Source organism: Anabaena sp. AL09 (genome assembly GCF_001672255.1).
Lineage (GTDB): Bacteria > Cyanobacteriota > Cyanobacteriia > Cyanobacteriales > Nostocaceae > Dolichospermum > Dolichospermum lemmermannii.
Genome location: NZ_LJOQ01000103.1, coordinates 1 through 25,299 on the forward strand (window position 1 = coordinate 1; position 25,299 = coordinate 25,299).

Annotated in this window: 20 protein-coding genes and 1 pseudogene; 15 read left to right on the forward strand and 6 right to left on the reverse strand. The window is 39.4% G+C overall.

All coding sequences use genetic code 11. The annotated features are described in order from the left end of the window. The 5 genes and pseudogenes from AN490_RS20920 to AN490_RS20940 form a co-directional block, all read left to right on the forward strand. Window positions 1–161: pseudogene (locus AN490_RS20920) on the forward strand (RNA-guided endonuclease TnpB family protein); the annotation flags it as partial. Between the two features lie 143 nt (window positions 162–304). After that, the gene (locus tag AN490_RS20925) at window positions 305–1,501 is read left to right on the forward strand and encodes a 1-deoxy-D-xylulose-5-phosphate reductoisomerase (RefSeq protein ID WP_300006730.1); all 1,197 of its coding nucleotides are present in this window, start codon (window positions 305–307) and stop codon (window positions 1,499–1,501) included. Between the two features lie 273 nt (window positions 1,502–1,774). Next, a complete protein-coding gene (locus AN490_RS20930; protein ID WP_015078140.1) occupies window positions 1,775–2,362 on the forward strand; it encodes a biotin transporter BioY in 588 nt (195 codons plus the stop codon). Window positions 2,363–2,473: 111 nt separating this feature from the next. After that, on the forward strand, window positions 2,474–2,935 hold the full coding sequence (lspA, locus tag AN490_RS20935; RefSeq protein ID WP_015078141.1) for a signal peptidase II: 462 nt from the start codon (window positions 2,474–2,476) through the stop codon (window positions 2,933–2,935). An 8-nt stretch (window positions 2,936–2,943) separates the two neighbouring features. Continuing rightward, the gene (locus AN490_RS20940) at window positions 2,944–5,211 is read left to right on the forward strand and encodes a transglycosylase domain-containing protein (RefSeq protein ID WP_300006731.1); all 2,268 of its coding nucleotides are present in this window, start codon (window positions 2,944–2,946) and stop codon (window positions 5,209–5,211) included. A gap of 114 nt (window positions 5,212–5,325) precedes the next feature. Here the strand turns inward: AN490_RS20940 and AN490_RS20945 are convergent, their stop codons facing one another. Next, window positions 5,326–6,321 (reverse strand): succinate dehydrogenase/fumarate reductase iron-sulfur subunit, encoded by a 996-nt coding sequence (locus AN490_RS20945; protein WP_300006732.1) that lies wholly within the window; start codon window positions 6,319–6,321, stop codon window positions 5,326–5,328. Between the two features lie 1,234 nt (window positions 6,322–7,555). On the opposite strand from AN490_RS20945, the gene AN490_RS20950 reads away from it, so the two are divergent. Both AN490_RS20950 and AN490_RS20955 read left to right on the forward strand, forming a co-directional pair. After that, window positions 7,556–7,993, forward strand: a complete 438-nt coding sequence (locus AN490_RS20950; protein WP_300006733.1) for an AbrB family transcriptional regulator — start codon at window positions 7,556–7,558, stop codon at window positions 7,991–7,993. A gap of 197 nt (window positions 7,994–8,190) precedes the next feature. After that, on the forward strand, window positions 8,191–9,060 hold the full coding sequence (locus AN490_RS20955; protein ID WP_300006734.1) for a type II CAAX endopeptidase family protein: 870 nt from the start codon (window positions 8,191–8,193) through the stop codon (window positions 9,058–9,060). Window positions 9,061–9,109: 49 nt separating this feature from the next. On the opposite strand, the gene AN490_RS20960 is transcribed toward AN490_RS20955, so the two are convergent. Continuing rightward, window positions 9,110–9,493 carry a hypothetical protein gene (locus tag AN490_RS20960; protein WP_168652819.1) on the reverse strand — a complete coding sequence of 128 codons (384 nt, stop codon included), beginning with the start codon at window positions 9,491–9,493 and terminating at the stop codon, window positions 9,110–9,112. 294 nt (window positions 9,494–9,787) lie between these two features. Between AN490_RS20960 and hslO the strand changes: the two genes are divergently transcribed. Beyond that, the gene (gene hslO, locus AN490_RS20965) at window positions 9,788–10,693 is read left to right on the forward strand and encodes an Hsp33 family molecular chaperone HslO (RefSeq protein WP_300006735.1); all 906 of its coding nucleotides are present in this window, start codon (window positions 9,788–9,790) and stop codon (window positions 10,691–10,693) included. Window positions 10,694–10,857: 164 nt separating this feature from the next. Next, window positions 10,858–12,933 carry a chromosome segregation ATPase gene (locus AN490_RS20970; RefSeq protein WP_300006736.1) on the forward strand — a complete coding sequence of 692 codons (2,076 nt, stop codon included), beginning with the start codon at window positions 10,858–10,860 and terminating at the stop codon, window positions 12,931–12,933. A gap of 324 nt (window positions 12,934–13,257) precedes the next feature. Here AN490_RS20970 and crtD read toward each other — a convergent pair whose 3' ends face one another. After that, window positions 13,258–14,772, reverse strand: coding sequence for a C-3',4' desaturase CrtD (gene crtD, locus AN490_RS20975; protein WP_300006737.1), 1,515 nt, complete (start codon window positions 14,770–14,772; stop codon window positions 13,258–13,260). 233 nt (window positions 14,773–15,005) lie between these two features. On the opposite strand from crtD, the gene AN490_RS20980 reads away from it, so the two are divergent. The 6 genes from AN490_RS20980 (at window position 15,006) to ffh (ending at window position 21,974) form a co-directional block, all read left to right on the forward strand. Next, on the forward strand, window positions 15,006–15,719 hold the full coding sequence (locus AN490_RS20980) for a hypothetical protein (protein WP_300006738.1): 714 nt from the start codon (window positions 15,006–15,008) through the stop codon (window positions 15,717–15,719). A gap of 405 nt (window positions 15,720–16,124) precedes the next feature. Next, on the forward strand, window positions 16,125–16,430 hold the full coding sequence (locus AN490_RS20985) for a YciI family protein (protein WP_300006739.1): 306 nt from the start codon (window positions 16,125–16,127) through the stop codon (window positions 16,428–16,430). A gap of 52 nt (window positions 16,431–16,482) precedes the next feature. Beyond that, window positions 16,483–17,862, forward strand: coding sequence for an AAA family ATPase (locus tag AN490_RS20990; protein ID WP_300006740.1), 1,380 nt, complete (start codon window positions 16,483–16,485; stop codon window positions 17,860–17,862). Beyond that, on the forward strand, window positions 17,862–18,698 hold the full coding sequence (locus AN490_RS20995; RefSeq protein WP_300006741.1) for a retron system putative HNH endonuclease: 837 nt from the start codon (window positions 17,862–17,864) through the stop codon (window positions 18,696–18,698). The genes AN490_RS20990 and AN490_RS20995 overlap by 1 nt, the downstream gene beginning before the upstream one ends. 305 nt (window positions 18,699–19,003) lie before the next feature. Continuing rightward, entirely contained in the window at window positions 19,004–20,281 is a 1,278-nt protein-coding gene (locus AN490_RS21000; protein WP_300006742.1) for a pitrilysin family protein, read from the forward strand. 244 nt (window positions 20,282–20,525) lie between these two features. After that, the gene (ffh, locus tag AN490_RS21005) at window positions 20,526–21,974 is read left to right on the forward strand and encodes a signal recognition particle protein (RefSeq protein WP_300006743.1); all 1,449 of its coding nucleotides are present in this window, start codon (window positions 20,526–20,528) and stop codon (window positions 21,972–21,974) included. Window positions 21,975–22,023: 49 nt separating this feature from the next. Here ffh and AN490_RS21010 read toward each other — a convergent pair whose 3' ends face one another. The 3 genes from AN490_RS21010 to AN490_RS21020 all read right to left on the reverse strand — a co-directional run bounded on the left by AN490_RS21010 (window position 22,024) and on the right by AN490_RS21020 (window position 24,639). After that, window positions 22,024–22,212 (reverse strand): cyanobactin biosynthesis PatC/TenC/TruC family protein, encoded by a 189-nt coding sequence (locus tag AN490_RS21010; RefSeq protein WP_300006744.1) that lies wholly within the window; start codon window positions 22,210–22,212, stop codon window positions 22,024–22,026. A 14-nt stretch (window positions 22,213–22,226) separates the two neighbouring features. Then, complete coding sequence (locus tag AN490_RS21015) at window positions 22,227–22,430, reverse strand: cyanobactin biosynthesis system PatB/AcyB/McaB family protein (protein ID WP_015081394.1); 204 nt, start codon at window positions 22,428–22,430, stop codon at window positions 22,227–22,229. 232 nt (window positions 22,431–22,662) lie between these two features. Then, window positions 22,663–24,639, reverse strand: a complete 1,977-nt coding sequence (locus AN490_RS21020; protein WP_300006745.1) for a PatA/PatG family cyanobactin maturation protease — start codon at window positions 24,637–24,639, stop codon at window positions 22,663–22,665. Between the last annotated feature and the right edge of the window lie 660 nt (window positions 24,640–25,299).

The window sequence follows — 25,299 nt, forward strand, 5'->3', positions numbered from 1 at the left end:
AGGGGTTAGGAACTAGCCTCTTAGACGTGGATGATTCTAGCTCTACTTCAAATACCAGCAAACGCAAGAATGCTGGAAGTATGAAGCAACTCGGTCAAAAGAAACGTCAAAAATCTCAACTTACTGATGGGGATGTAGAAACCCCATCTTCAACGAAGTAAGATGGGGTAGTTCATGTAATGTTACGCATTTATGGCCAAAATAGCAAAAGTTTTGATTGGAGTTAATTGATTGTCGGAATTGCTCTTATCAACGAGTCCCAAGCCATTTATAGTTGAAATTATCTGTTAATGCTTAAAAAATTGTGAAAGCTATTACTTTACTGGGTTCTACTGGCTCAATTGGGACGCAAACCTTAGATATCGTCTCTGAACACCCCGATAAATTCCGCATCGTTGGATTGTCCGCTGGACGGAATGTGGAGCTATTCGCGGCGCAAATTCGCCAGTTTCGTCCCCAAATTGCCGCCATTTCTGCTGCTGAAAAGTTACCGGAACTCAAAGAAGCCATTAAAGACTTAAATCCTCAGCCCATTTTACTGGCTGGGGAAGCGGGAGTCATAGAAGTTGCTCGTTATGGCGATTCTCAAACAGTAGTTACTGGTATTGTTGGTTGTGCTGGCTTATTACCGACCATTGCAGCTATTGAAGCGGGGAAAGATATTGCTTTAGCCAATAAAGAAACTATCATTGCGGGCGCTCCTGTGGTGTTACCTTTGGTGAAAAAACACGGGGTGAAACTATTACCAGCAGATTCCGAACATTCTGCTATTTTTCAATGTTTGCAAGGTGTTCCTAAAGATGGTTTACGGAAGATATTACTTACTGCTTCTGGTGGTGCTTTTCGAGATTGGCCTGTGGAAAAATTACCAGAGGTGAAAGTTGCTGATGCTATTAAACATCCTAACTGGTCAATGGGGCGAAAAATCACGGTAGATTCGGCAACTTTGATGAATAAGGGTTTAGAAGTAATTGAAGCTCATTATTTATTTGGAGTAGATTACGATAACATCGAAATTGTCATTCATCCTCAAAGTATTATTCACTCGTTAATAGAATTACAAGATACGTCTGTTTTAGCTCAACTTGGTTGGCCAGATATGCGTTTACCTTTGCTTTATGCTTTATCTTGGCCGGAGCGAATTTACACTAATTGGGAAAGATTGAATTTAGTTAAATCTGGTGATTTAACTTTCCGTGAACCAGATCATCACAAATATCCTTGTATGGGTTTGGCTTATGCTGCGGGTAAGGCTGGTGGTTCTATGCCGGCAGTGTTGAATGCGGCTAATGAACAAGCTGTGGCGTTATTTTTAGAAGAGAAAATTCACTATTTGGATATTGCTCGCTGTATTGAATCTGTCTGCGATCGCCATCAAAATGATAACACACAAAATCCCTCTTTAGATGACATTTTAAATGCTGATAAATGGGCTAGACAAGAAGTTTTCACAGCTATGAAAAAGGTAGCAACTCAACCACAGATAATTTCTGTTGGTTAAAAGTTAGCATAATCCTACACTGTACCGAATAGGATTAGTGTAGGATTATATTTTATCTATTTTCTTGGGCAAAAAGTTTCTATTTCCTCAACCGTTTCGCTAACGCTCACAGAAGCTTTGATTCCCAGCGGATTTTTCCGCTAGAAGCGTATTGTGCCACGCGAGGTTACTCTAGAGATACACCTTATTGTTTATCAGAAAAATGCCAATATAGTTTTGTAGTTGTAATTTTTAGCTTTTCGTCTACCGTTAATTAACCCTTGCACCTAATAAATGTTTGCTGCGTCAAATCAACTGCTATGGTCTATGATAGGCTTGCTCCTCACAATGGGTGGTACTTTTCTAGAAGCCTATGGTATTACCGCACCTTGGAACTGGAGTCAGCACGGAATTGGGACCTTTTCATTAGGTGTCAGCTATCAAATTGGTGCAGTGCTGTTGGTAGGCTGTTTAGGAGGTCAAAATGCTGGTGCGCTCTCGCAAATTGCCTATTTAGTCATGGGATTAACCTTACTGCCAGTATTTGCCGAAGGCGGCGGTATCGGTTATGTTAAGCTATCTCAGTTTGGCTATTTGTTGGGTTTTATTCCCGGAGCTTGGATTTGTGGTTATTTAGCCTTTAAAGCTAGACCTCGGCTAGAAACTCTGGCTTTTAGTTGTTTTTGTGGCTTATTCACTGTTCACATCTGCGGTATTGCTTATTTAATTATTAGTTATATTCTGCCTTGGAAAGGAACAGAAAATTTATCCCTAATTCAAGCTATCCTCAAATACTCCTGCTTTGCACTACCAGGACAACTAGTAGTTGTTTGTGCTGTCACCATAGTAGCTTATCTGCTACGACATATAATGTTTTATTAGTCAGTAGTCAGTGGTCAGTTGTCAGTTGTCAGTTGTCAGTGGTAAAGAAAAACAACTAACAAAGAACAACTGACAAAGAACAACTGACAAAGAACAACTCACAAATTTATTATGCGGATAAAAAATCGCTTTTTTTGGATTGCTGCTTTGATCGCATTTTTATTAGACCAATTGACAAAATACTGGGTAGTGCAAACCTTTAACCCAGGACAAACACTGCCCTTACTCCGGGGGATATTTCATTTCACCTATGTTACTAATACAGGTGCAGCTTTTAGTTTATTAAGTGGCAAGGTAGAGTGGTTACGGTGGCTATCTTTAGGTGTAAGTTTAGTATTAATGACCATTGCATTATCAGGACCATTGTTAAGTTTTTGGGAGCAATTGGGTTATGGTTTGATTTTAGGAGGAGCAATGGGCAATGGTATTGATAGATTTGCCTTAGGGTACGTCGTTGATTTTCTCGATTTTCGATTAATTAATTTTGCCGTATTTAATTTGGCTGATTCTTTTATTAGTATTGGCATTGTCTGTCTGTTAATTGCTTCATGGCAACAAACACCAAGTAATTAAAATTTTTTATGAGTTCCCCCCAACCTCCTCAAAAACCAAAAACTCTACTTGGTCAAGTGACTCAAGCAGTAAGTACCATTCAAGCTAGAGTAAGTTCTTCCATAAAGCTCAAACCCAACGCTAAAGTACCAAAACTGTTAGTGCATGATGCAGGGGCAAATACAAGGGAAGAACATAATCTGTTAGGCGATCGCCATATTCTCGGACGTAGTTCTAAATCTTGTGATTTCGTCGTCCGTAACCAAGTTGTCAGCGCAATTCACCTCTCACTCTCGCGGGATTCCACCCAAAACACTCCCGCTTTCACGATCAAGGATGAAAACTCCACCAACGGTATTTATCTGGGCAAAAGGCGGATAAATGCTCTAGAACTGCGTCATGGTGATGTTATTACCTTGGGACCCCCTCAACTAGCTGCTTCTGTGACTGTGCAATACATAGACCCACCAGATTGGTATGTGAAAGCTGCTACTTGGACAGCCTATGGGATCGGTGGTGTTACAGTTTTGATTGCCTTGTCCATAGGTGTAGAATGGATGAAATTTTCTGTCAGACCCTTACCTACAGCGACTAAAGCCCCTGTGGTTGTTTATGCCCGTGATGGCTCAACCCCACTGCGTGAGCCGCGAAATATCGCTCACACAGACCTGAAAAAAATATCTGACTTTGGACCATATTTGGCCTCTGCTGTTGTAGCTTCCGAGGACAGTCGTTATTATTGGCACTTTGGGGTAGATCCCTTGGGTGTGTTGCGAGCCGTACTGATTAACAGTCGTAGCGGCGATGTCCAACAGGGAGCAAGTACAGTTACCCAGCAAGTAGCTCGGAGTTTATTCCGTGAATATGTAGGTAGTCAAGACTCTTTAGGACGGAAAGTAAAAGAAGCTGTCGTCTCCCTCAAGTTAGAAACTTTTTACAGCAAAGATGATATTTTACTAACTTACTTAAATCGAGTCTTTTTAGGCGCAGATACTTCCGGTTTTGAAGATGCAGCTAAATATTATTTCAACAAATCAGCCAAAGAATTAACTCTGGCCGAAGCAGCAACCTTAGTAGGGATTTTACCTGCTCCCAATGCCTTTGATTTTTGTGGCAGTGGTCCGCGGAAACTCGGAGCAGCCGATTATCGGAATCGAGTCATTAAGCGACTGCTGGAAATGGGTAAAATCACTCAAGAAGAAGCCAACCGCGCCCGTCGTTCTACCGTCCAAATTAACCCTAAAGTTTGTGAAAGACAAGCCAAAACCATTGCGCCCTATTTTTATGATTACGTCTTTCAAGAACTGACATTAAGACTAGGTCCTGCAGCAGCAAGAGAAGGTAACTATATCATTGAAACCCAACTTGATCCAGCTATCCAAGCCAAAGCGGAAACAGAGTTAAAAAATTCCATCACCAAAGACGGCTCGAATTTTGGTTTTTCCCAAGGGGGAATGGTGACTCTCAACGCGAAAACGGGGAGTATTGTCGCAATGGTAGGAGGGACTGATTACAGAAAAAGCCAGTTCAATCGCACTGTGCAAGCCCAACGTCAGCCAGGTTCTACGTTTAAAATTTTTGCTTACACTGCGGCCATGGAAAAAGGGATTTCCCCATATAGAAGTTATTCTTGTAGTCCTTTAACTTGGCAAGGTTTTACTTATAGACCCTGCCGGTCTGGCGCTGGTGGTAGTTTAGATATAGCAACTGGCTTGGCACTTTCAGAAAACCCCATTGCTTTGCGGGTAGCAAAAGAAATTGGCTTGAATAAAGTAGTAGATATGGCGCAGCGGTTGGGTGTGAAATCTGATCTGGAGGCAGTTCCAGGCTTGATATTAGGTCAAAGTGTCGTTAATGTTTTAGAAATGACCGGGGCATTTGGAGCAATTAGCAATCGTGGAGTGTGGAATCCTCCTCATGCTATTAGTAAAATTCGAGACAGTAGTGATTGTAAGGATCTTAAAGATCTACAAACCTGTCGGGTAATTTACTCTTTCGATACCGATCCAAATGGTAACAAACGAGTTATCAAAAAAGAAGTTGCCAATCAAATGACTACTTTGATGCGGGGAGTAATTACTAATGGTACAGGTCGTAGCGCCGCTATTGGTTTAGGGGAAGCAGGTAAAACCGGGACAACGAATAATAATGTTGATCTCTGGTTCATTGGTTTTATTCCCAGTCGTCAACTTGTCACCGGCATTTGGCTAGGAAATGATAATAATTCCCCTACATCTGGCAGCAGCGCCCAAGCGGCACAACTTTGGGGGAATTATATGGGGAAAATTACAAAGTAGGAGTATGGCTAACGCCACGCTTCGCTATCAGGAGTATGGCTAACGCCACGCTTCGCTATCAGGAGGAAGAAGGAAGAAGGAAGAAGGAACTGACAACTGACAACTGACAACTGACTAATCAGTATTTTGTACAGATTCGATGAGCGATCGCACTTCCTCAGTACCCTCAGATGGTTCAAAGGAAAGGGGAAATTTACCCCTGACTAGCATTCGTAAACCCAAAGGTGCAAGACTAAGTAATCCTTGTAAATCGCGGAAATAATTACCAACTACTTGAATCCCAAATTGACGTTCATCAATCCAACCACCTTGTTTGACTAAATCTACTAAAACTTTACGGTGACGAATTGCTCGACTATCACTCGCTTCTTTGCGTTCCAGAATTTCCTGTTTAATTTTAGTGATTTGCTCCAATGGGGCAACTTCCATGGGACAAACGGAATCACAATATAGACAACGAGTACAACCCCAAACTCCTTGAGTTCCTGCGCTATAGTTTTCCAATCGTTCTTCTGTATTACTATCGCGGGAATCTGCCACCATGCGATAGGCTTTAGCTAAGGCATGGGGACCAACAAAGTCAGGATTGACTTCCAGAGCATTACATTCAGAATAACAAGCCCCACACATAATACAATTGCCTGTTTGATCAAGAAGCGATCGCTCTTGAGGCGTTTGTAAGAACTCTCTTTCGGGAACTTGTCTACTTGCTGTACTTACATAAGGGGCAACTTTCTGCAAATTATTCCAAAAACCATTCATATCCACAACCAAATCTTTAATTACAGGCATATTCCCCAAAGGTGCAACTGTAATTTCTGGAGTAGCCTGAGACTGATTTGCAAATGATGATATTTTCTCCAGTCTAGCCAGTTCACTCCCCACATTTTCCTTACAAGCCAAAGCAGAACGCCCATTAATCCGCACAGCACAACTACCACAAATTGTATTGCGGCAATTTTTGCGAAATGCTAAAGTTCCATCTTGTTCCCACTTAATCTGATTGAGACAATCCAGGATAGTATTCCCTGGTTCTACCTCCAAAACGTAGGATTTGAAAACAGGGTGAGAATTTTCTTGTTGTCGAGTAATCTTAAAAATAACTTCCATTATTATCAATCCAAATCTTGGGTTCAAATCTTCTCTATGCCTTACCCACCTCAAAATCATGAAGCTAGGGAGGGATGAAGTCCAAAGCATGAAGTATAAACAGACGTTTTCTCTTATGCTTGACTTGACCGCAGCCTTCACCCTTAATCCTTTACACTTAATACTTCTTTCGTCAAGCCCTAGTTATCAAAATTCTACATCTTTAAATATATAGAAGTGTTAAAGCAAGTGAACATCTTTCCTCATGGCTATCAAATACCCCATAGATGTGGTAAATTTATTCTTCCCCTAGACAGACGTAGATAATCTGACGAGAGCTTTGAATCTGACGGTGATCAATAATGGGGATTTTCCACCCCGGTTTTTGTTTCTAGTCACTGATAGCTGGCGTAGCGAAGCCATAGAAACTCTATAATTTAACTGATTCACTCCAAGAAAGCTAGTCGGAATTAGATTAACTTTCATAAAAGTCTTGACATTCTCCTCCTGACAGTATGAAGCCTTGGGAAAATCTCTACTGCATTTTACCTCCTCAACTCCAGCGCGTGAGATCAAAATTTAACCGAAATATGAATTTTAAATTCAAAAAATATTTTGCTATTATTATTTCATGCTAGTATTTAATAGAAAATTACGAACTAACAAAATTAGAGACAATAACCGCATAAGCACGGCTAACACTTCTAAGTTTACTCGTAATGTAGAGACTGGAAAATTCATGTCTCTACTGGCAGAATAAAAGGGTGTATGTTCGTTAGACCACATACAAATACTATGCTATCTTCAGCTAAAGAAGAGAATTAGGTGCAAGCCGATAACTCAAAAGCAAGTAAGATTGGCAGTGAAGGTGAAAAACCTGTAATTTATTGGCTCTACGACTTTTTTGGAGTAGAACTAACCTGATTTGTAAAGGTGGCTTGAAGTTACACCGATACAACAGCGCCCAAAGAGAAAATAATTTAATTTCTGATGGACAATGATGGTTAAAAGCGCAGTAAAATTACTGAAATAAATGTTTGTGGTAACTATGACTTAGAAACCTATTATAGATAACTATGATAGAGTCATTCGTTGCTTCCATATCAGCAGGAATTCACCCACCACCCTCATGTTTTGTTTATTTCTGAAGTCCAGTTGCGCTGATTGCTCAATACTGGACTCACAAGAAAATTTTTAAATGGCTAACGCCATGCTACGCTATCAATTTGAAGAGATTAAGGAAAATTAGAACATAATGCCTGAAACCGCAACTGCCCCATTAACTGGAAAAACATTACTAGCGAAAGTTAAAGAACTTTCCACTTTACCACGTCGGGAAAGAGCAAAGCAATGTGGTTATTACACCGTTACTAAAAATAGCCAAGTTCGGGTTAATTTAACAGACTTCTATGATGCTTTATTGTCAGCTAGAGGCATTCCCCTCAGCCCAGAAGAACCAAAAGATGGACGTGGCCGCGAACCGACATACCGGGTTAGTGTTCATCAAAATGGTCAAATTGTGATTGGTGCAACTTACACCAAAGCGATGAACCTAAAGCCCGGTGATGAATTTGAAATTAGACTAGGTTACAAACATATTCACTTGATTCAACTTGGTGAAAGTGATAAACAATTAACCCCGTCAGATGATGATAATGATAAATCAACTGATGAATCAGCCGCAGAAGAATAAATTTTTTCACCTATCAGGGCTAGTTTTTCCGTTAATGCTGAAAAATTTATCCCTAAAGCTACCGCTAATTAGTAGCTGTAGTTAAATAATTTCAGTGGCATAAGACATAAAAAACGTTTTGGCCTCTTCCATTAGTCACAAATTCTAGTAGAGTCTTGATGAATAATCAAGAAATCTGTTGTTGCAGGAAGTTAGTCATGTTTTTTATGTCTATTGCGCTGTCATTTTTAGAGTTATCGGCCAATCCTTTGCTGGAGTTTCTTAAAGATACACCAGTATTTTTGGTCGTGGCTTTTTTTATTGTTTGGATAGGTTGCTGGTTGCCATTAGTAGCAATTTTAGCCATTACCTTAAATTGGCAAATACACAAATCTTTACAACCTGAGCAAAAAATTCCTTTATTGGTATCTCTCTATTTATTAGTTCCTCTCATTCTGTGGGGATTTCAATGGTTGAAATTAGGTTCTTTCCCTGATTATGGATTAGTAGGGGAAGTTTCTATTTTCGCTTCTTTATTACTAGGCTTTAGCTTGGGTGTTTTCAGTCTAGCTATCGTATTTCTTGGGCAAATTCGCGCTGGTTGGTGCTATTTAGAAAAATCTCATCTCAAGTTAATACCATCTAGTTTATTGACAATTTCCCTAGTGGCTTTGTTTGTGGGGGGAATCGAAGAACTGGTATTTCGGGGCTTTATATTCACTCAATTAGAACAGAATTATTCAATTTGGTTAGCTGCAATTATTTCTAGCTTGATTTTTGCTGTCTTACATTTGGTCTGGGAACAAACAGAAACTCTTCCTCAACTGCCTGGATTATGGCTCATGGGTATGGTATTGGTATTAGCCAGATTAGCTGATGGGCATAATTTAGGGATAGCTTGGGGACTTCATGCTGGTTGGGTATGGGCGATCGCTACTATAGATACAGCAGGATTAATCACCTATACAGATAAAGTTTCTGCATGGGTGACAGGTATCAATAAAAAACCCCTCGCGGGGTTAACAGGAATTATGTGTGTTTCGGCGACGGGGGGAGTGCTTTTATGGGTATCTGGAATTTTTAATTAGTGGTTTCGCGCAAAGTCGCAAAGGAGCAAAGGCGCAAAGAATAGAAGAATTACTTGGTTGTGGTTAAGAATTGGCGTAAGCTGACCAAGCTCAGGGTTTGTCCTAAGTTTAGGGGTAGGATGGATATGCCTTCTAATCGGGATTGTATCCAGCCTTCTCCCCAGTACCATTCGTGAAAGCCGTCAATGCCTCCACTCAGTAGTAAGCGCAGACAATTGGGTTTTACTACGTCTACTCGATGATGAATGGATATCGGCCCTGTGTGAGTAGTAAATTCAAATCCTGACGGTAATTCTGTGGGCATTTCTGGGGGGAAACTTTGCCCCAATAGCCATTTTTTTAGTTGTGCAGGATGCAAAATACTGTCATGAATGGCATTGGCTGATGCTGCGATTTCAATACGGATTTGGCTTTGTTGAAATGTACCTAGCATAGTAATTGGTAATTGGTAATTGGTAATTGGTAATTGGTAATTGGTAATTGGTAATTGGTAATTGGTAATTGGTAATTGGGTAATTTCCTTCTTCCTTCCTTCCTTCTTCCTTCCTTCTTCCTTCCTTCTTCCTTCCTTCTTCCTTCCTTCTTTCTTCCTCCTGACTCCTGACTCCTGACTCCTGACTCCTGACTCCTGACTCCTGACTCCTGACTCCTGACTCCTGACTCCTGACTCCTGACCGAAACAACTTAGAATATAAAAGTCATCTTGTAAAGAATTGTAAGGTTTTTCATGGCAGATCAATTGATTCGTGCGACTGCGGCGGATGGTGGTATTAAGGCTGTAGGCGTGATTACCACCCGGTTAACAGAAGAGGCTAGACAACGCCATAAATTATCTTATGTGGCTACAGCAGCTTTGGGAAGAAGTATGGCGGCTGGTTTGTTGATGGCTTCCAGTATGAAACGGGTCGGTTCTAGGGTAAATGTGCGAGTTAAGGGCAATGGTCTTTTAGGTGGTATATTGGCAGATGCGGGCTTAGATGGCACTGTTAGGGGCTATGTTGGTAATCCCTCTGTGGAATTGCCTCCCAATGATCAGGGTAAACTAGATGTTGGGGGGGCAGTGGGTACAGGTTTTCTTTATGTAGTCCGCGATATTGGCCATGGCTTTCCTTACTCTAGTACGGTAGAACTTGTTTCTGGGGAAATAGGTGACGATGTTGCTCACTATTTAGCAAGTTCTGAACAAACTCCTTCCGCTTTAGTTTTGGGTGTGTTTGTGGGAGAACAGGGTGTGACGGCTGCCGGAGGAATATTGATACAGGTGTTGCCGAAAGCTGCGAGGGATGAGGAGTTAGTGGCTACATTAGAATCACGGGTTTCGGCTTTATCCGGGTTTACGCCATTACTGCAAGCAGGTAAAACACTGACAGAAATTTTTAACGATTTGTTAGGAGATATGGGATTGAACATATTTCCGGAAACTCAGATGTTACGCTTTCATTGTGGCTGCTCTTTTGATCGGGTGCTAGGGGCGCTGAAAATATTGGGAGAAGCGGAACTACAAGACATGATTGTGAAAGATAATGGTGCAGAAGCAACTTGTGAGTTTTGCGGTAATATTTATCAAGCAAGTAGTGATGATTTAACCCAGTTAATTGGAGATTTGCAAAGAGAATCTGCAATTTCTGGTTAATGTAACTAGTCACACTCAAACCAAAAAACAGTAATGTTATTGATGAGGGTGATGAATTTCTTGGATGGGTTTTTCTAGATGGGAAAGTTAGGATAGCAAACATAAAATTATCTATATTGATCTACCTACTTTCATATCGCTATTCAATTAGTGTGGTGTGAGCAATGACAGAGCGGGATATTCCAGATAATTGGTCTTCGGACCAAGCAGGAGAACCAATTGGGTTTCAACCCAACTATATATCAAATAATCAAACTGCTGATACCGCTGCAATTGGTGCTAATTCTCAGTCCATGAAGAAAAGCAAAAAGCCAGATGGCACAGGTTTGGCGATAAATGATAATTCAGAATCTACTTTTAATCTCAGTGTTTTAATTGAGAAATTGCCCCGTTGGACTAAAAATTGGGTAGTTTGGGCAGCAGTATTAACTTTAATTCCTGGAAGTATGGGTTTTCTCGCTCTATCCATCCTGTTTAAGTTACCATCTGCCCCTAATTGTCCACAGATTTTCTGGCCTTTGGCTAGTGCGTCAGTGAGGGTACACTGCGCTCAGTTGGCGGCTTCTAAGCAAACTATTAATGATTTGCTGCAAGCGATTACTCTCGTCAAGCAATTACCAGAAAATCACCCACTACGAGGCGAAATTAATCGTCTTTTGGAGGAATGGTCACGGGATATTTTAAAATTAGCTGATCAGAGTTTCCAAGGAGGGAATTTGGAGGAAGCGATCGCTACAGCCCGAAAAATTCCTCCTGATGTCAAGGTTAGTGAACTGGTTGAAGAACAAATTCAAAAATGGCAAACGATTTGGTCAAAGGCTGAAGGAATTTACCAAGAAGCCGAAAAGGAATTGCGTCAACGACATTGGCAATCGGCTTTTATGCTCACAGCTAGATTACTGCGGGTGAATAATAAATACTGGGCAAGCACTAAATATGATCAATTAAATAACATTATTGTTACAGCGCGGGAAGATGGGGATAAACTTTACAAAGCAGAAGATTTAGCAAAGAGTCGCAATTTAGATAATTTACTCAAAGCTATTAAACTAGCTGAGGCGATTAAACCAGAAAGTTATTTATATCAAAAAGCCAAAGAGTTAATATCAGGATTTGCTCGAAAAATGCTCACACTCGCACAAGCAAAGATGAAAGAGCGAAATGCGGATGCAGCATTGGAAATTGCCCGACAAATTCCGCCTATTCCTGAATTACAAGCGGAAGTTGATGATTTTATGGTTTTGGGTGAAGCCCAAAGAAGTGCTTTTATTGGGACTGCGGCTGGGTTAGAAACTGCTATTTCTCAAGCTCAACAAATAGATGCTTCTAGGGATGTTTATAATGAGGCACAACAATTAATTGCGCGTTGGCAATTAGAAATTGAAGATGTTTCTCGGTTAGAAAAAGCCCGGAATCTAGCTAGTCAAGGCACTATTAATGATTTAACAGCAGCTATTTCGGAAGTACAGCTAATTCCTGGGAATAATCCCCGTGGTACAGAAGCCCGTCAAGAAATTGGCCGTTGGCGTGGACAAGTGGAAACGATTGAAGATAGACCATATTTAGATCGGGCAGAACAAATAGCCATCGGTGAGGATGTTAACTCATTGCAAACAGCGATCGCTGAACTTAATCAAGTTCGTTCTGGACGAGCATTATATCCAGAAGCCAGAAAAAAGATGAGGCTATGGACAGCTAAAATTGAGCGCATTCAAGATCAACCATATTTAGATCAAGCCAAGGCATTAGCCGACAGTGGTAATTTAACAACGGCTATTAGTGAAGCCCAAAAAATCGCCTCTTCAGGACGCGCTTTATCTGGTGAAGCCCAATCATCTATAGATACTTGGCAAGACCAAATTCGCGCTAAAGACAGTTGGCAAAAGGCCAAGCAAGTAGCAGTTACTGGCACACCAGAAGCTTTGGTTGAAGCTATTCAGTTGGCAAATCGGGTGTCTAGTCGCAACACTTTACGTTTAGATGTGAATATTGCTATTGACCAATGGAGTCAGCAGTTGTTGCAAATGGCACGCTCTCAAAGTGAAGTGGATGTCGCCAAAGCTATTGATACAGCCAAGTTAATTCCTCGTGGTAGTGGTGCTTATACTGATGCTCAAGAACAAATTAGGACTTGGCGGCAACTTATGATTCCCAAATCCCCTCCTAGTCCGTCTGTGGAATCTACACCTGAACTAACACCAGCAGTTCCAGAATCTCAGCCTTCAGGAAGTCCTAATTAATGGATAATTTTGCTAATTTTAAGTATGAATTATACTAAACACGGGTGAGATTTAAACTTTTGCCAAATGACAAAGAACCCAGATGTGTAGGGGTTTAGCAGTGCTAAACCCCTACCTTTAGAATCAAACAATCAAGCCGTTTTGAGTATAGCCTCACGCAAAGGCGCAAAGTGAGGAATCCTTATATTGCTGTCGTTACCATAGTTTATTTTTCTACGGGTAATATATCTAATACTACCATAGTATTGGTAAATTCATTACTGCTAAACTAGCTGAAAAATAATTCTCTGTGTTCTCCGCGCCTCTGCATGATAAAAAAGAATTCTACCCTTGAGCTTGAATTTGTCTAACTACCGTCAAAGCCGAATAACTCACCCCCGCAGTTCCCTCTCCAGGATGAGTAGAATCACCAACTAACCACAAATTATTAATGGGAGTCCGATTAGCAAAACCAAAGGGTCCAAAGGTAGGAATTCTTTGACCAATACCGCCGACAATTCCCCTTTCTCTACCTGTATAATGAGCAAAGGTGCGAGGTGTGGCTGCTTCTACATAAATGATAGTTTCTGGCTTTAAATAGAAATATTCAGAAAGTCGAGATATTGCTTCTTGAGTGAATTTTTGTTTTAACTCTTCATAATTTTGAGTTTCCCACCAGGTCGTAAAATCAACAAAGGAAGAAGCGATAATTGTGGCTTTTCCTAATGGTGCGCGGCCGTCTCCTTCATGACTTACAGATACAAATAAGGAATTATTTTCCCCAATGGGTTTTTTTACATCATATAAAAATTGTAAATGCGGTGGACAATTAGGAGGAATTGCACTTTTATCTACACCTAAATAAATCACAAATGCACCGGAAGCTGGTGGGAGTTTTTCTACTCTTTGTTTATATCCAGATGGCGCATTTTCTCCTAATAATTGGACTAAGTTCTGAACGGTGACATTACCAATGATATGATCTGCTGATTCTGTCCAAGTTTCCCCTGTTTTCTGATTTTTAATACTTACAGCTTTTGCTTGGTTATTTTCAACTTCGATTTTTTCGACCGTGTGGCGCATCAATAGTTTACCACTATCTCGTTCTAAAGATTCTACCAAGCGATCGCTCAATACTTGCATACTTCCTTGGAGATGAAATAACCCTTGGGGTAATTGGGATACACTCAAAGCCGTTGCTGCATAAAGTAAAGCCGTTTCTTCCGCACTAACTTGAGAATATAACTTGAGTTGTAAATCTAAAAATGTCCGCAGTCTTTGATCATTTCCTAAACCACATAATCGCAAAGCATCACCAACAGTAAATAAGGTGAAAGGTGCAGTTATAAATGTACTCGGACGCACTGCTTTGATTAATTGTCCCAAATCCCATAAATTCCGGGGTGGTAAAACAGGATCACGTCCTTGAAATTCCCAACTAGCATTAAATAAAGTGGTTAATAATTGCCAAAAAGGTTCACTTCCCGGAAACTGTTTTTGGCGTTCTGCTTGCCATTTTTGAGGATCACGCCAGACATTAATGGGTGTGGACTCTCCGGGAAGATATACAGCACAGGCTGGGTCGCAAGGTGTAGCTGCGGGTAATTCTATATTTAATTCTGAGAAAATGCGGTGATGAATTCCCCCAGGTTCTAAACCTGCTACTTGCGTCGCACCAACATCAAAAGTAAATCCCTGACGTTTGAATGTGGAAGCGCAACCACCGGGAACTATGGCTTGGTCGAGAATAAGGACGTTATAACCTCTATGGGCTAATAATGCCCCGGCTGTAAGTCCACCTATACCCGCACCGATGACGATAATGCGGGATTGATTTTTTGTGTGAGTAGGATTTGTCATAATTCTTAATATTACTAATTATTAGTTTACAATAAATCAATCTCTAAAGCTAAAAGTTAGATTCCCTACTTCTCCAAGAAGTAGAGAATCTGGACAATTGTTAAGTATAAGCACCGTATACTCAGGTTGATTACTGATTATTTAGATAAATAATTACAAATACGTTACTTTTCACTTATACTAGGTTAGACAGTGTTTATACTGTTAATCAATTCAGCCATAACCAGAAGTGTATGAGTAATAGTTTACAACTCACAGAAATAGCAATTTCTCTCGTAGCGAAAAATCTCAATCCCGCAGTTCTCAACCCAGATTTCGTCAAATATACAGGGATTATTCCTTCAGACTGGGAACTAGCAAATCAACCAGTTTACAATAATAATTTAGTTCAGTTGGTTTATAAAAACGGTGTGGGAATCATTGTTCAACCTAACCGACTGAATGTGTTAGAGATGATAGGAGGAAAAACACCGGCAGAAATTCAACTCGCCACAGTTGCACTACAATTGGTTGAAAAATTATCCCAAGTAGAGTATCAAGCAGTAGGAATTAACCCCAAAGCAGTTGTCGGTTTTACATCAGAAGCCGATGCTTATCAATATATATGCAGTAATCTTTTATCACCTGGTTCTTGGCAGGAATTTGGAGGAAGTAAAGTCAATGCTGGATTAGAGTTAAGTTATCCCTTAAAACGGGGAGTTCTGAATTTAGCTATTAATCAAGTAAATGTCCAGGCTGGGGAACAGGTAACACCAGCTATTTTATTTTCTGGTAACTTGAATTATCCTCTCACCGGAAATACCGTTGCGGAAAGAATACAAGACTTACAACAAATAATTGCTAATTGGCAAAATGATGTCAACATTTTCCAGCAATTGTTAGTCGAGAAATTCTTATCATCTTCCCCTTCCCCAGCACAACAAATCAGTGCTTCAGTATTTTCATAATGAATAAATAAGTAGTGTAGAGACATATAGAATTAATATTTGATTTTTGAAATATAGGTAGGGTGGTCAATACCCACCCTACATTACTTAAACTTTTTTCAAATATTAAATATGATTCCTATATCTACATTTATTATTTTATGGGTTGGGCATTTATCCCAACCCAATTATGTAAATTCAATCTCAAATAGCTTAATTAAATAAACATTTTTAAGTTATTTAATAGTCGCAGTAAGTATGTGAACAGGAAAATTTAAAGGTATGTAACGGTATGTAAAGTTGTCTCAATGCGATATTCTGATTGAGTTTCAGCCATTTTACAAAACGCAATACCCTACTTAATAAAAATGCAAAAGTAGGATATACTGCCATTTATGGTTTAATTTTTTTTAATTACAAATAATTATGGCTAAAATTTTTGCTGTGATTGTAGCAACTGTTCCCGAATACTACCAATATAAAAAAGAACATCCAGAGCATGATCAAGATCAACTGGTATGGTTTAAGGAACAATATGAAAAGGGAATTTTGCTTTGTTGTGGACCTTTTGTCCCTCATGATGGCACAGGATTGTGGGTGATAAAAGCAGACAATGTTGACGAGGCTTTAAAAATTGTCAATTCTAGCCCTCGTGTTCGAGATGGAATGTTAGCAGACTCAGCTAGAGTAGTAGAGTGGAATGTGCATTTGGGAAGCGATCTTTTTAGCTAGAATTTTGAGCTAAACTACCCAATATGTTTTATAATTAAATTCTTTTAAAGAATTGATTAAACCTAATATTTCTTCAGAGAGATATACTATCATGTGGCTCAAAAGCGTTGAGATAAAAAATATCAAAGGGTTTCGAGAAGAAACAATACTATTCCACAATAAAAATAATCCCTACAAGTGGATTACATTATTAGGTGAAAATGGAGTAGGAAAAAGTACATTACTTCAAGCAATTGCCTTACTTTTAGCTGGTTCAGATGGGGCTAAAAAACTTATGTTATCTCCTCAAAATTGGGTAAGGAATAATTCGGAATATGGTCAATTAACAGCGAAAATACAAAAAAATAATGACGATGAAGGAATGATGGTAGATAAAGATAAAGGTAGGAACAAATTCTCTTATGATTATTCTTACGTTGTCATAGGTAATAAAAATACCCGAATTGGTGGAGAAAATTATCCAGCAAATACACTAAATCCCAAAAATTCAAAAACTCTTGAATGGTTAAGAACAAATGCGTTTACTTTAGATTCTCAAGGGTGGTTTGCTGCTGGTTATGGTCCTTTTCGTCGGCTTTCTCGGACTGAAGGAAATCCAGTGAACTTAAGAGAACTTAAAAGAGCAGATCGTGAAAGTAATTTTAGGACACAGTTTGAAGAAAATGATAGTTTGAAAACTTTTCAAGAATGGATGGTTTTTTTAGATTATCGTATTGCTAAAAATCCTGATGATTCTAAATCTAAACACATGATGAAATTAGGAAAAGAATCTATTATCGAACTTTTACCTGGAAATATTAACTTTGATCAAGTTACAAATGATGGAATTATTCTTTTTTCCTTAGAAAATCAGTTAATTCCTATTACTCAATTATCAGATGGTTTTCGCAGTATTATTGCTTTAGTTGGAGATTTAATTTGGCGTTTATTGCAAACATTTTCTCATCTTGAAGATCCTCGTAAAGCATCAGGTATTGTCTTAATAGATGAATTAGATATTCATTTACATCCAGTTTGGCAAAGATTGATTGCTAAAAAGCTAAGAACCGTTTTTCCTCACCTACAATTTTTTGTAGCTACTCATAGTCCTTTTGTTGCTGCTGGTGCTGGCGATGATGCACTTACTTTAACTGTAAAAATGATTAATGGAGAAGTCCAAATTGAGCCAGTTGAGAATATTGCAGCTTATGATGTTGATTATATTTTAAGAAGTCCTGCTTTTGGTTTAGTTTCTACTCATTCTCCAGCTACACAAGAGAAAATAGATCGTTATGATTATCTGACAAGTAATAGAAATAATTTACAAGGAGAAGAAATTGAGGAATATGAAAAATTAAGACAATTTATGAAAGAATTTCAACCCATTGGAGGTAAACCAGAACCGGGTAGTTTAGAGGATAAAATTAATAAATTTTTAGAGGAAAATTTGTAATGATCCCAGTTACAAGAACAAGCACACCAGATATTCTCAAACAAAAGGCTAATACATGGTTAAAAGAACTTCAAGAAGCTATTATCGATCTTGAAAAAATAGAGAATAGTCCTAAACCAATCAAAAAAGAAATTGAAGCAGCAAAGAAAAAAGTAGACAAAGCTCAAAATAAATACAATCCAGGTATAAGAAATGGGATAAATCCTGTAAAGCAACCACTATATGATATGTTTTCTGGTAAATGTGCTTTTTGTGAACGGAAGGTTGAACTTTCAGCAGGAAGAATTGAGCATTTTAGACCTAAATCTCAATATGTTAATTTAACTTTTGATTGGAATAACTTTCTTTATTCTTGTGAAGTTTGTAATAATCGCCAAAATAAAGGAAGTAAATTTCCTCTTGATTGTGATGGTACTCAATTATTAATTGATCCAACTGATGAAGATTGTGATATATATGAATATCTTGAATTTTATTGGGATAAAGAAACTCAATTAGCTAGTGTTGTTGGAAAAGATGGACGTGGAAAGGTTGTTCAAGAAATATTAGATCTTAATAGAAAGGATTTAAGAGAACATCGAACTAAAGAACTTAAGAAATTATTACTTCTGTTTAAATTGGCAAAAACTGGTGATCAAGAAGCCATAAAATTGGTGACGCAATCTTGTAAATTTGATGAAGAATATACTGCTTTTGCTCTTTTTTATATTCTTCCTTACCTTGCTCATAATTTACAGATTTCAGAAGCAATAGAAATGATTAAAAAAGTCAGTCAGCGAAGTTTTAGTTATGCTGAATTTTATGCTGAATTTGCTCGTGTTAATGATTTACAATAATTTGATATTATTTCTTATAACTGAGTGAATATAAGTAGGTTTACATAATAAAAGCGACATTTATTGCGTTTTGTAAAATGGCTGAAACTCAATCATAATCTCGCGTTGAGATAACTTTACATACCGTTACATACCTTTAAATTTTCCTGTTTACCTACTTAAATAATTAATAAGACAATTATGGAGAGTTAGGCTACAGCTAACATATCTTGATAAATACTAACAGTTTAAAAATGACAAGGTTTACACCATCAAGAAAGTTGTAAGATAGAAGAAATAACATAGCTCTTCACTCACCACAAGCAATGACATCAACTCTGCTAAATTTTCCGCGTCTTAACGCACCTACTCTGCACCATATGCCAAATGGTTTAACCATTATCGCCGAACAAATGCCAATAGACGCGGTTAATCTCAATTTATGGGTCAAAACCGGTTCAGCAATGGAGTCAGATGCGATTAATGGCATGGCTCACTTTTTAGAACACATGATTTTTAAGGGTACACAGAAGTTAATTAGTGGTGAATTTGAGCGCCGGATTGAAGAGCGCGGTGCTGTCACTAATGCTGCCACCAGCCAAGATTATACTCACTATTATACCACAACTGCCCCTAAAGATTTTGCCGAATTAGCACCTTTACAAATAGATGTTGTTTGTAATCCTAGTATTCCTGATGATGCTTTTGAACGAGAACGTTTAGTAGTTTTGGAAGAAATTAGACGTTCTGAGGATAACCCCCGACGGCGAATTTCTCGTCATGTCATGGAAACCGCTTTTGATTCCTTACCCTATCGTCGTCCCGTGCTTGGACCAGAAGCAGTTGTTGCTCAAGTTAAACCGCAACAAATGCGAGATTTTCATGCTCATTGGTATCAACCTCAGTCAATTACAGCAGTAGCTGTGGGTAATTTACCAGTAGAAGAATTAGTAGAAATTATCGCCGAAGAATTTAGTAAAAATTATCAACAAACAACCAACAAACTAACATCAATAGCAGCAATTCCTGAACCTGCATTTACAGAAATAGTCCGCAGGGAAGTTGTTGATGAAACTCTTCAACAAGCCAGATTAGTAATGATGTGGCGAGTACCTGGATTGATGGAATTAGATGAAACTTATGCACTTGATGTTTTAGCAGGAATTTTAGGACATGGGAGAACATCTAGATTAGTGCGAGATTTACGGGAAGAACGGGGATTAGTATCTTCAATTTCTGTGAGTAATATGAGTAATTTATTGCAAGGTGTGTTTTCGATTTCTGCTAAATGTGATGTCGAAAATTTAGCGGTTGTCGAAGCAGGGATTATTCAACATCTTCGCACATTACAAACAGAATTTGTCAAAGAATCAGAAATTGCCCGTGTTCAACAACGTGTAGCCAATCGGTTTATATTTGGGAATGAAACACCAAGTGATCGCGCTGGGTTGTATGGTTATTATCAGTCATTAATTGGTGATTTAGAACCAGCTTTTAATTATCCCCAATATATTCAAGCACAGACAGCAACTGATTTAATCCAAGCTGCAAAAGATTATCTTTCCCCAGATGCTTATGGTGTTGTTGTCATCAAACCTATTTAATGATTTGTCATTTGTCATTAGTCATTGGTAATCTGTTCTTAACAACTGACAACTAACAACTGTACGGGCGAAGCATTTGGAGAACTATTTTTGGCAATGACCGATAATTTATCTTCCAAATGCTTCGCCCNNNNACTGTACGGGCGAAGCATTTGGAGAACTATTTTTGGCAATGACCGATAATTTATCTTCCAAATGCTTCGCCCCTACTGACAACTAACAACTAACAACTGACAACTGAATTATGTTTGATGCACTATCTGACCGTTTAGAATCCGCCTGGAAAAAACTGCGAGGACAGGATAAAATCTCCCAATCCAATATACAAGACGCTTTGCGGGAAGTGCGTCGGGCTTTGTTGGAAGCAGATGTTAACCTCCAGGTAGTCAAAGATTTTATTAGCGAAGTCGAAACCAAGGCCCAGGGGGCTGAAGTTATCGCTGGTGTACGTCCTGACCAACAATTCATCAAAATTGTTTATGATGAATTAGTGCAGGTGATGGGGGAAGAAAATGTTCCCCTCGCAGAAGTTGCGGGGAAAACCACCGTTGTGTTAATGGCTGGTTTGCAAGGAACCGGTAAAACCACAGCCACCGCTAAATTAGCCTTGCATTTACGCAAACAAGACCGTAGTTGCTTATTAGTGGCTACAGACATCTATCGTCCCGCAGCTATTGACCAATTAATTACCCTTGGTAAGCAAATTGATGTCCCCGTATTTGAACTGGGAATTGCAGCAGACCCCGTAGAAATAGCCCGTCAAGGTGTGGAACGTGCCAGAGCCGAAGGCATAAATACAGTAATTATTGATACTGCCGGACGCTTGCAAATTGACGAAGATATGATGGCGGAATTAGCCCGCATCAAAGAAGTAGTCCAGCCCGATGAAACCCTGTTAGTTGTGGATGCAATGACCGGGCAAGAGGCGGCAAATCTCACGCGCACCTTCCATGACCAAATCGGCATTACTGGGGCAATCCTGACCAAAATGGATGGGGATAGCCGAGGTGGTGCGGCGTTGTCAGTGCGGCAAATTTCCGGTGCGCCGATTAAATTTGTGGGTGTGGGAGAAAAAGTCGAGGCTCTACAACCGTTTTATCCTGACCGCATGGCTTCGCGGATTTTGGGCATGGGGGATGTTCTTACTTTAGTAGAAAAAGCCCAAGAAGAGATAGATTTGGCAGATGCAGAGCAAATGCAGGAGAAAATCCTGTCAGCAAAATTTGATTTTACTGACTTTCTCAAGCAAATGCGGTTGTTGAAAAACATGGGTTCTTTGGGCGGAATTATGAAGATGATTCCGGGCATGAACAAGCTTTCTGAGGATCAGTTGAAGCAGGGAGAAACCCAGCTAAAACGCTGTGAAGCTATGATCAATTCCATGACGGGCAAAGAACGCCGTGATCCAGATTTATTATCAAGTTCTCCCAGTCGCCGAAGAAGGATAGCATCTGGTTCTGGTTATAGAGAAGCGGATGTAAGCAAACTGGTAGCGGACTTCCAAAAAATGCGATCGCTCATGCAGCAAATGGGACAAGGTGGTATTCCCGGTATGGGAGGAATGTTTGGCGGTGGAAATCCCTTAGCAGCAGGTGGTAATCGTCCCGCCGCAGGCTGGCGTGGCTATCCTGGCGGCGCACCACCAGCCAAGAAAAAGAAGGAGAAAAAGAAAAAAGGTTTTGGGACTCTTTAGTTTAAAAAATTAGATCCCCGACTTCTTTAAGAAGTCGGGGATCTGAAAATTAACACCAAATACGACCACGACGAAAAGGTTTATCAGGTTCAGTTTGTTGGGCTTTTTGTTTAGCCATTTCTTGTGACCAAAAGCCGTAATCTTCTAAACCAGTAGATAATAATTTACGTTCAATTTCTGCTGTTTGTTTGGGTTCTGGTTGACTCGAATTTGCGGGAGTTTTCTTTTGTTTACTCATAATTTTGATAACTCCTAAATTACACAACTGCAAGAAGATTTAATTTGCTGATAACTACGATTTTGAAATGCAGCGGGGTCATTATAATTAGCACCATGTAATAAGTCCATACGAATGCTAACTAAGTCCTCGACTCTACCATGAATGACATCAACAGACCGATGAGGATAAATAATATCTGGTCTTTTTACCGGAGGGGAAAGTTTGGGTAATCTCATAATCAATTTTAGATTGTAGGTTGGGTTGACGTATGTTACCCAACATTAAAAAACTCAACATGATTTTCTCGTTCCCATACTCCGTATGGGAATGAATTCTAGAAGGCTCTGCCTTCTATTAAAGCAGAGTCAGAGCCTCTGTAACCGCATTCCCAGTCAGAGACTGGGAACGAGATAAACGAGATAAAAGACTTTGTTGGGTTGCGCTGTTGCTTAACCTAACCTACCACTATTAATAAGGAGTAGACCAAGAACGGACTTCGCCCAAAGTAACAGGAATAATATCACTCACATCAATTGTAAACCGGAATAGCTTCTTCGCACGACGGCTATTTTCAGGATCAAAGAACTTCAATTTTACATCCCAACAATCGCTATCTAAACGACAGAAAGGACTTTTCTCTACAGTAATACTATCCAACTCCATACCTGTAGCCACAGCTTCCGCAAAGGTAGAAGCCGCTTGAAAAGCATTCGTAGAGGCAAAATTCAACGCCCTATCTTGGGAAGTTGTCCCTAAATTCCGTAAATCATAATAAATACGGCTGAGGAAACTACCCAAAGTCCGACGAATAGACTCTTCTTGTGCTTCTGAAGCTTGTGCTTGCACTGTCTGAATAGCAGCTTGAACTAAAGTATTCACCTTCCAACCATACATTCCGCGAATGTTGGGAACTTCAATTACAGGTACAACTTGACCAGAAAATAGTTTCACACTGCGTCCTGATAAAATACCGGGAATACTGACTCTCTCTACATAATTCTCGCTGTCTTCTGCTTGAATTTGTCCTGATAATAATTGTTGTAAAATAGCATAAACATCTCTGGCAAAAGCCCCACCTGGTTCAATTGCATAGACAGGAGTTAATTCTAAATTCAATGTCCAAATTAAGGACTTAGCCTCAGAAAGATTATCTCCTAAATAATCTACCATCTGCCGCGCATCATAAGGGTTAGCGGGAATCGCTGTTCCGTCTATTTGTACCCCTGGCATTAATTGTTTAAAAGAGTCTCTTCTGGCTTCTGAACCAAAATCGTAACCCAGTGTACCTAAAGCATACACTAAGTTAACTTCAGCGAGATCGCTGGGTGCTTGACTAGCAGTAATGTAATTAGATGTACGATTTGACATGGTAGTAAATTGAGAATTGGATGAATTTGTTAAAGGTGCGGAAGTTGTCACAGCAGGAACTACTGGGAAAAATTCAGGGGGTATAAATTCTTCCGGGCTGGGTTCTGGTTCAGCACTATTTGTAATCTCTGCACAACCGCAACCAGCAGCTTCAATACTGTCAACGGTTTCTACTGTATCTAATTCTTCGGACATTGTTCCTCCTGTAAAATATGCCAATGCACCAGAAATATTTAATTTACCTAATAAACAGCGACTAATATCGTCTGTATCCTTATCTGTGCAAGGTATAGCAGTTTCTAATAAAACCGCTCTCACCTTAGCGGGGTCGGGTTTTTCACCACGTTGAACTTGCAGACTTAGGAGTAAAGCAGCGACACCGGAGACAATGGGAGTAGCAAAGCTAGTACCACTGAGTTTTTGTGTCCCTCCCCCCGGTTTTGCCCCTAAAATGTGTTCTCCCGGTGCAAGAATGCCTTGGTTTTGATATTTTTCCCCCCAGTTACTAAAGTCTATGGGTTTACCTTGGTCATTCATTGCCCCTACTGCTAATACGGTGGGTAAAGATGCAGGAACGTGCAAACATTCGCAACCATCATTACCAGCAGCAGCCACAATTAAAACATTGTGATCTTTGCATAGTTGCACAGCCCTATCTAACCAGCCTTCTGCTTCACCATTATCAGTGAGTTGTCCAGCACTGACATTGATAATATGCGCTCCAGCATTGACGGCTTGTTCTATGGCACGAGATAGGTCTAGTTGAGAAAGTTTTCTATTATTGTCACCAAAAATAGGGACTATTAACCCTCGACATTGGGGAGCAATTCCCCGTAATTCTGAGGAATTATGTTGACCAAATATGATGCTTGCTACATGAGTTCCATGTCCAGACATAGATCCATTAGCAGTAGCTTCTCCCTGAATAAGTGTTGGCAATCTTGTTAAATTTGCTGCATTTAAGCAATCATGAGATTGATCAACCAATCCGTCGAGTATAGCTACACATATTTGTGAATCACCCTGTGTCAAGTTCCATAATTTCTGGATTTCCGTTTCAATTGAGGATTTTGGCATTTAATTTGTTAATTATCTGCTTAAACATCTATTTTGCGCCATAAATATCTATTTTATGACATTTTTATTACGATTGTGCTTCTAGAACACAAAAGTAATTCTCATATTATTCGGCTGAAATGTCAACTCAATTTACATATTTTAACTGATATAATTTTTTCTTATGTCAAAAAAAAAAACGGTTTTAGTAAGTGTTTATTTTCTCCTTTGCTGTGGATGAAAATCAGTATTTACAAATACTTGACGGGAGGAGATAGTGATTTCCGCTTCACGGAAATATCAAGCAAACAGGAATGTCAATAACCTGATTTACTATAAGTAATTTTTATTGATAAGGTCTTGCCTTGAATCATAATTGGCTGTACTATCAGAATCAGGGTAGCTTCACTTAGCCTACTGATTAGTAATTGCACTTTTTATCATCTCATGGTAGGGAGTTGCATTGATTATTCTGAAAAATTCACATTAGTTAATACTAAAACTCTACCTCTCCCTAACCCTCTCCTAAGAGGAGAGGGAACAGGAAAAAAACTTGAGAATTTAAAGAGTTTAAAGCCTCTCTCCTAGTGGAGAGGTTTTATATAAAGCTTCTGGTGAATGACAACTCGTTAAATTACCCTTCAACACCAATTTAACGCCTTCACCAAACCAGTCTTCTTC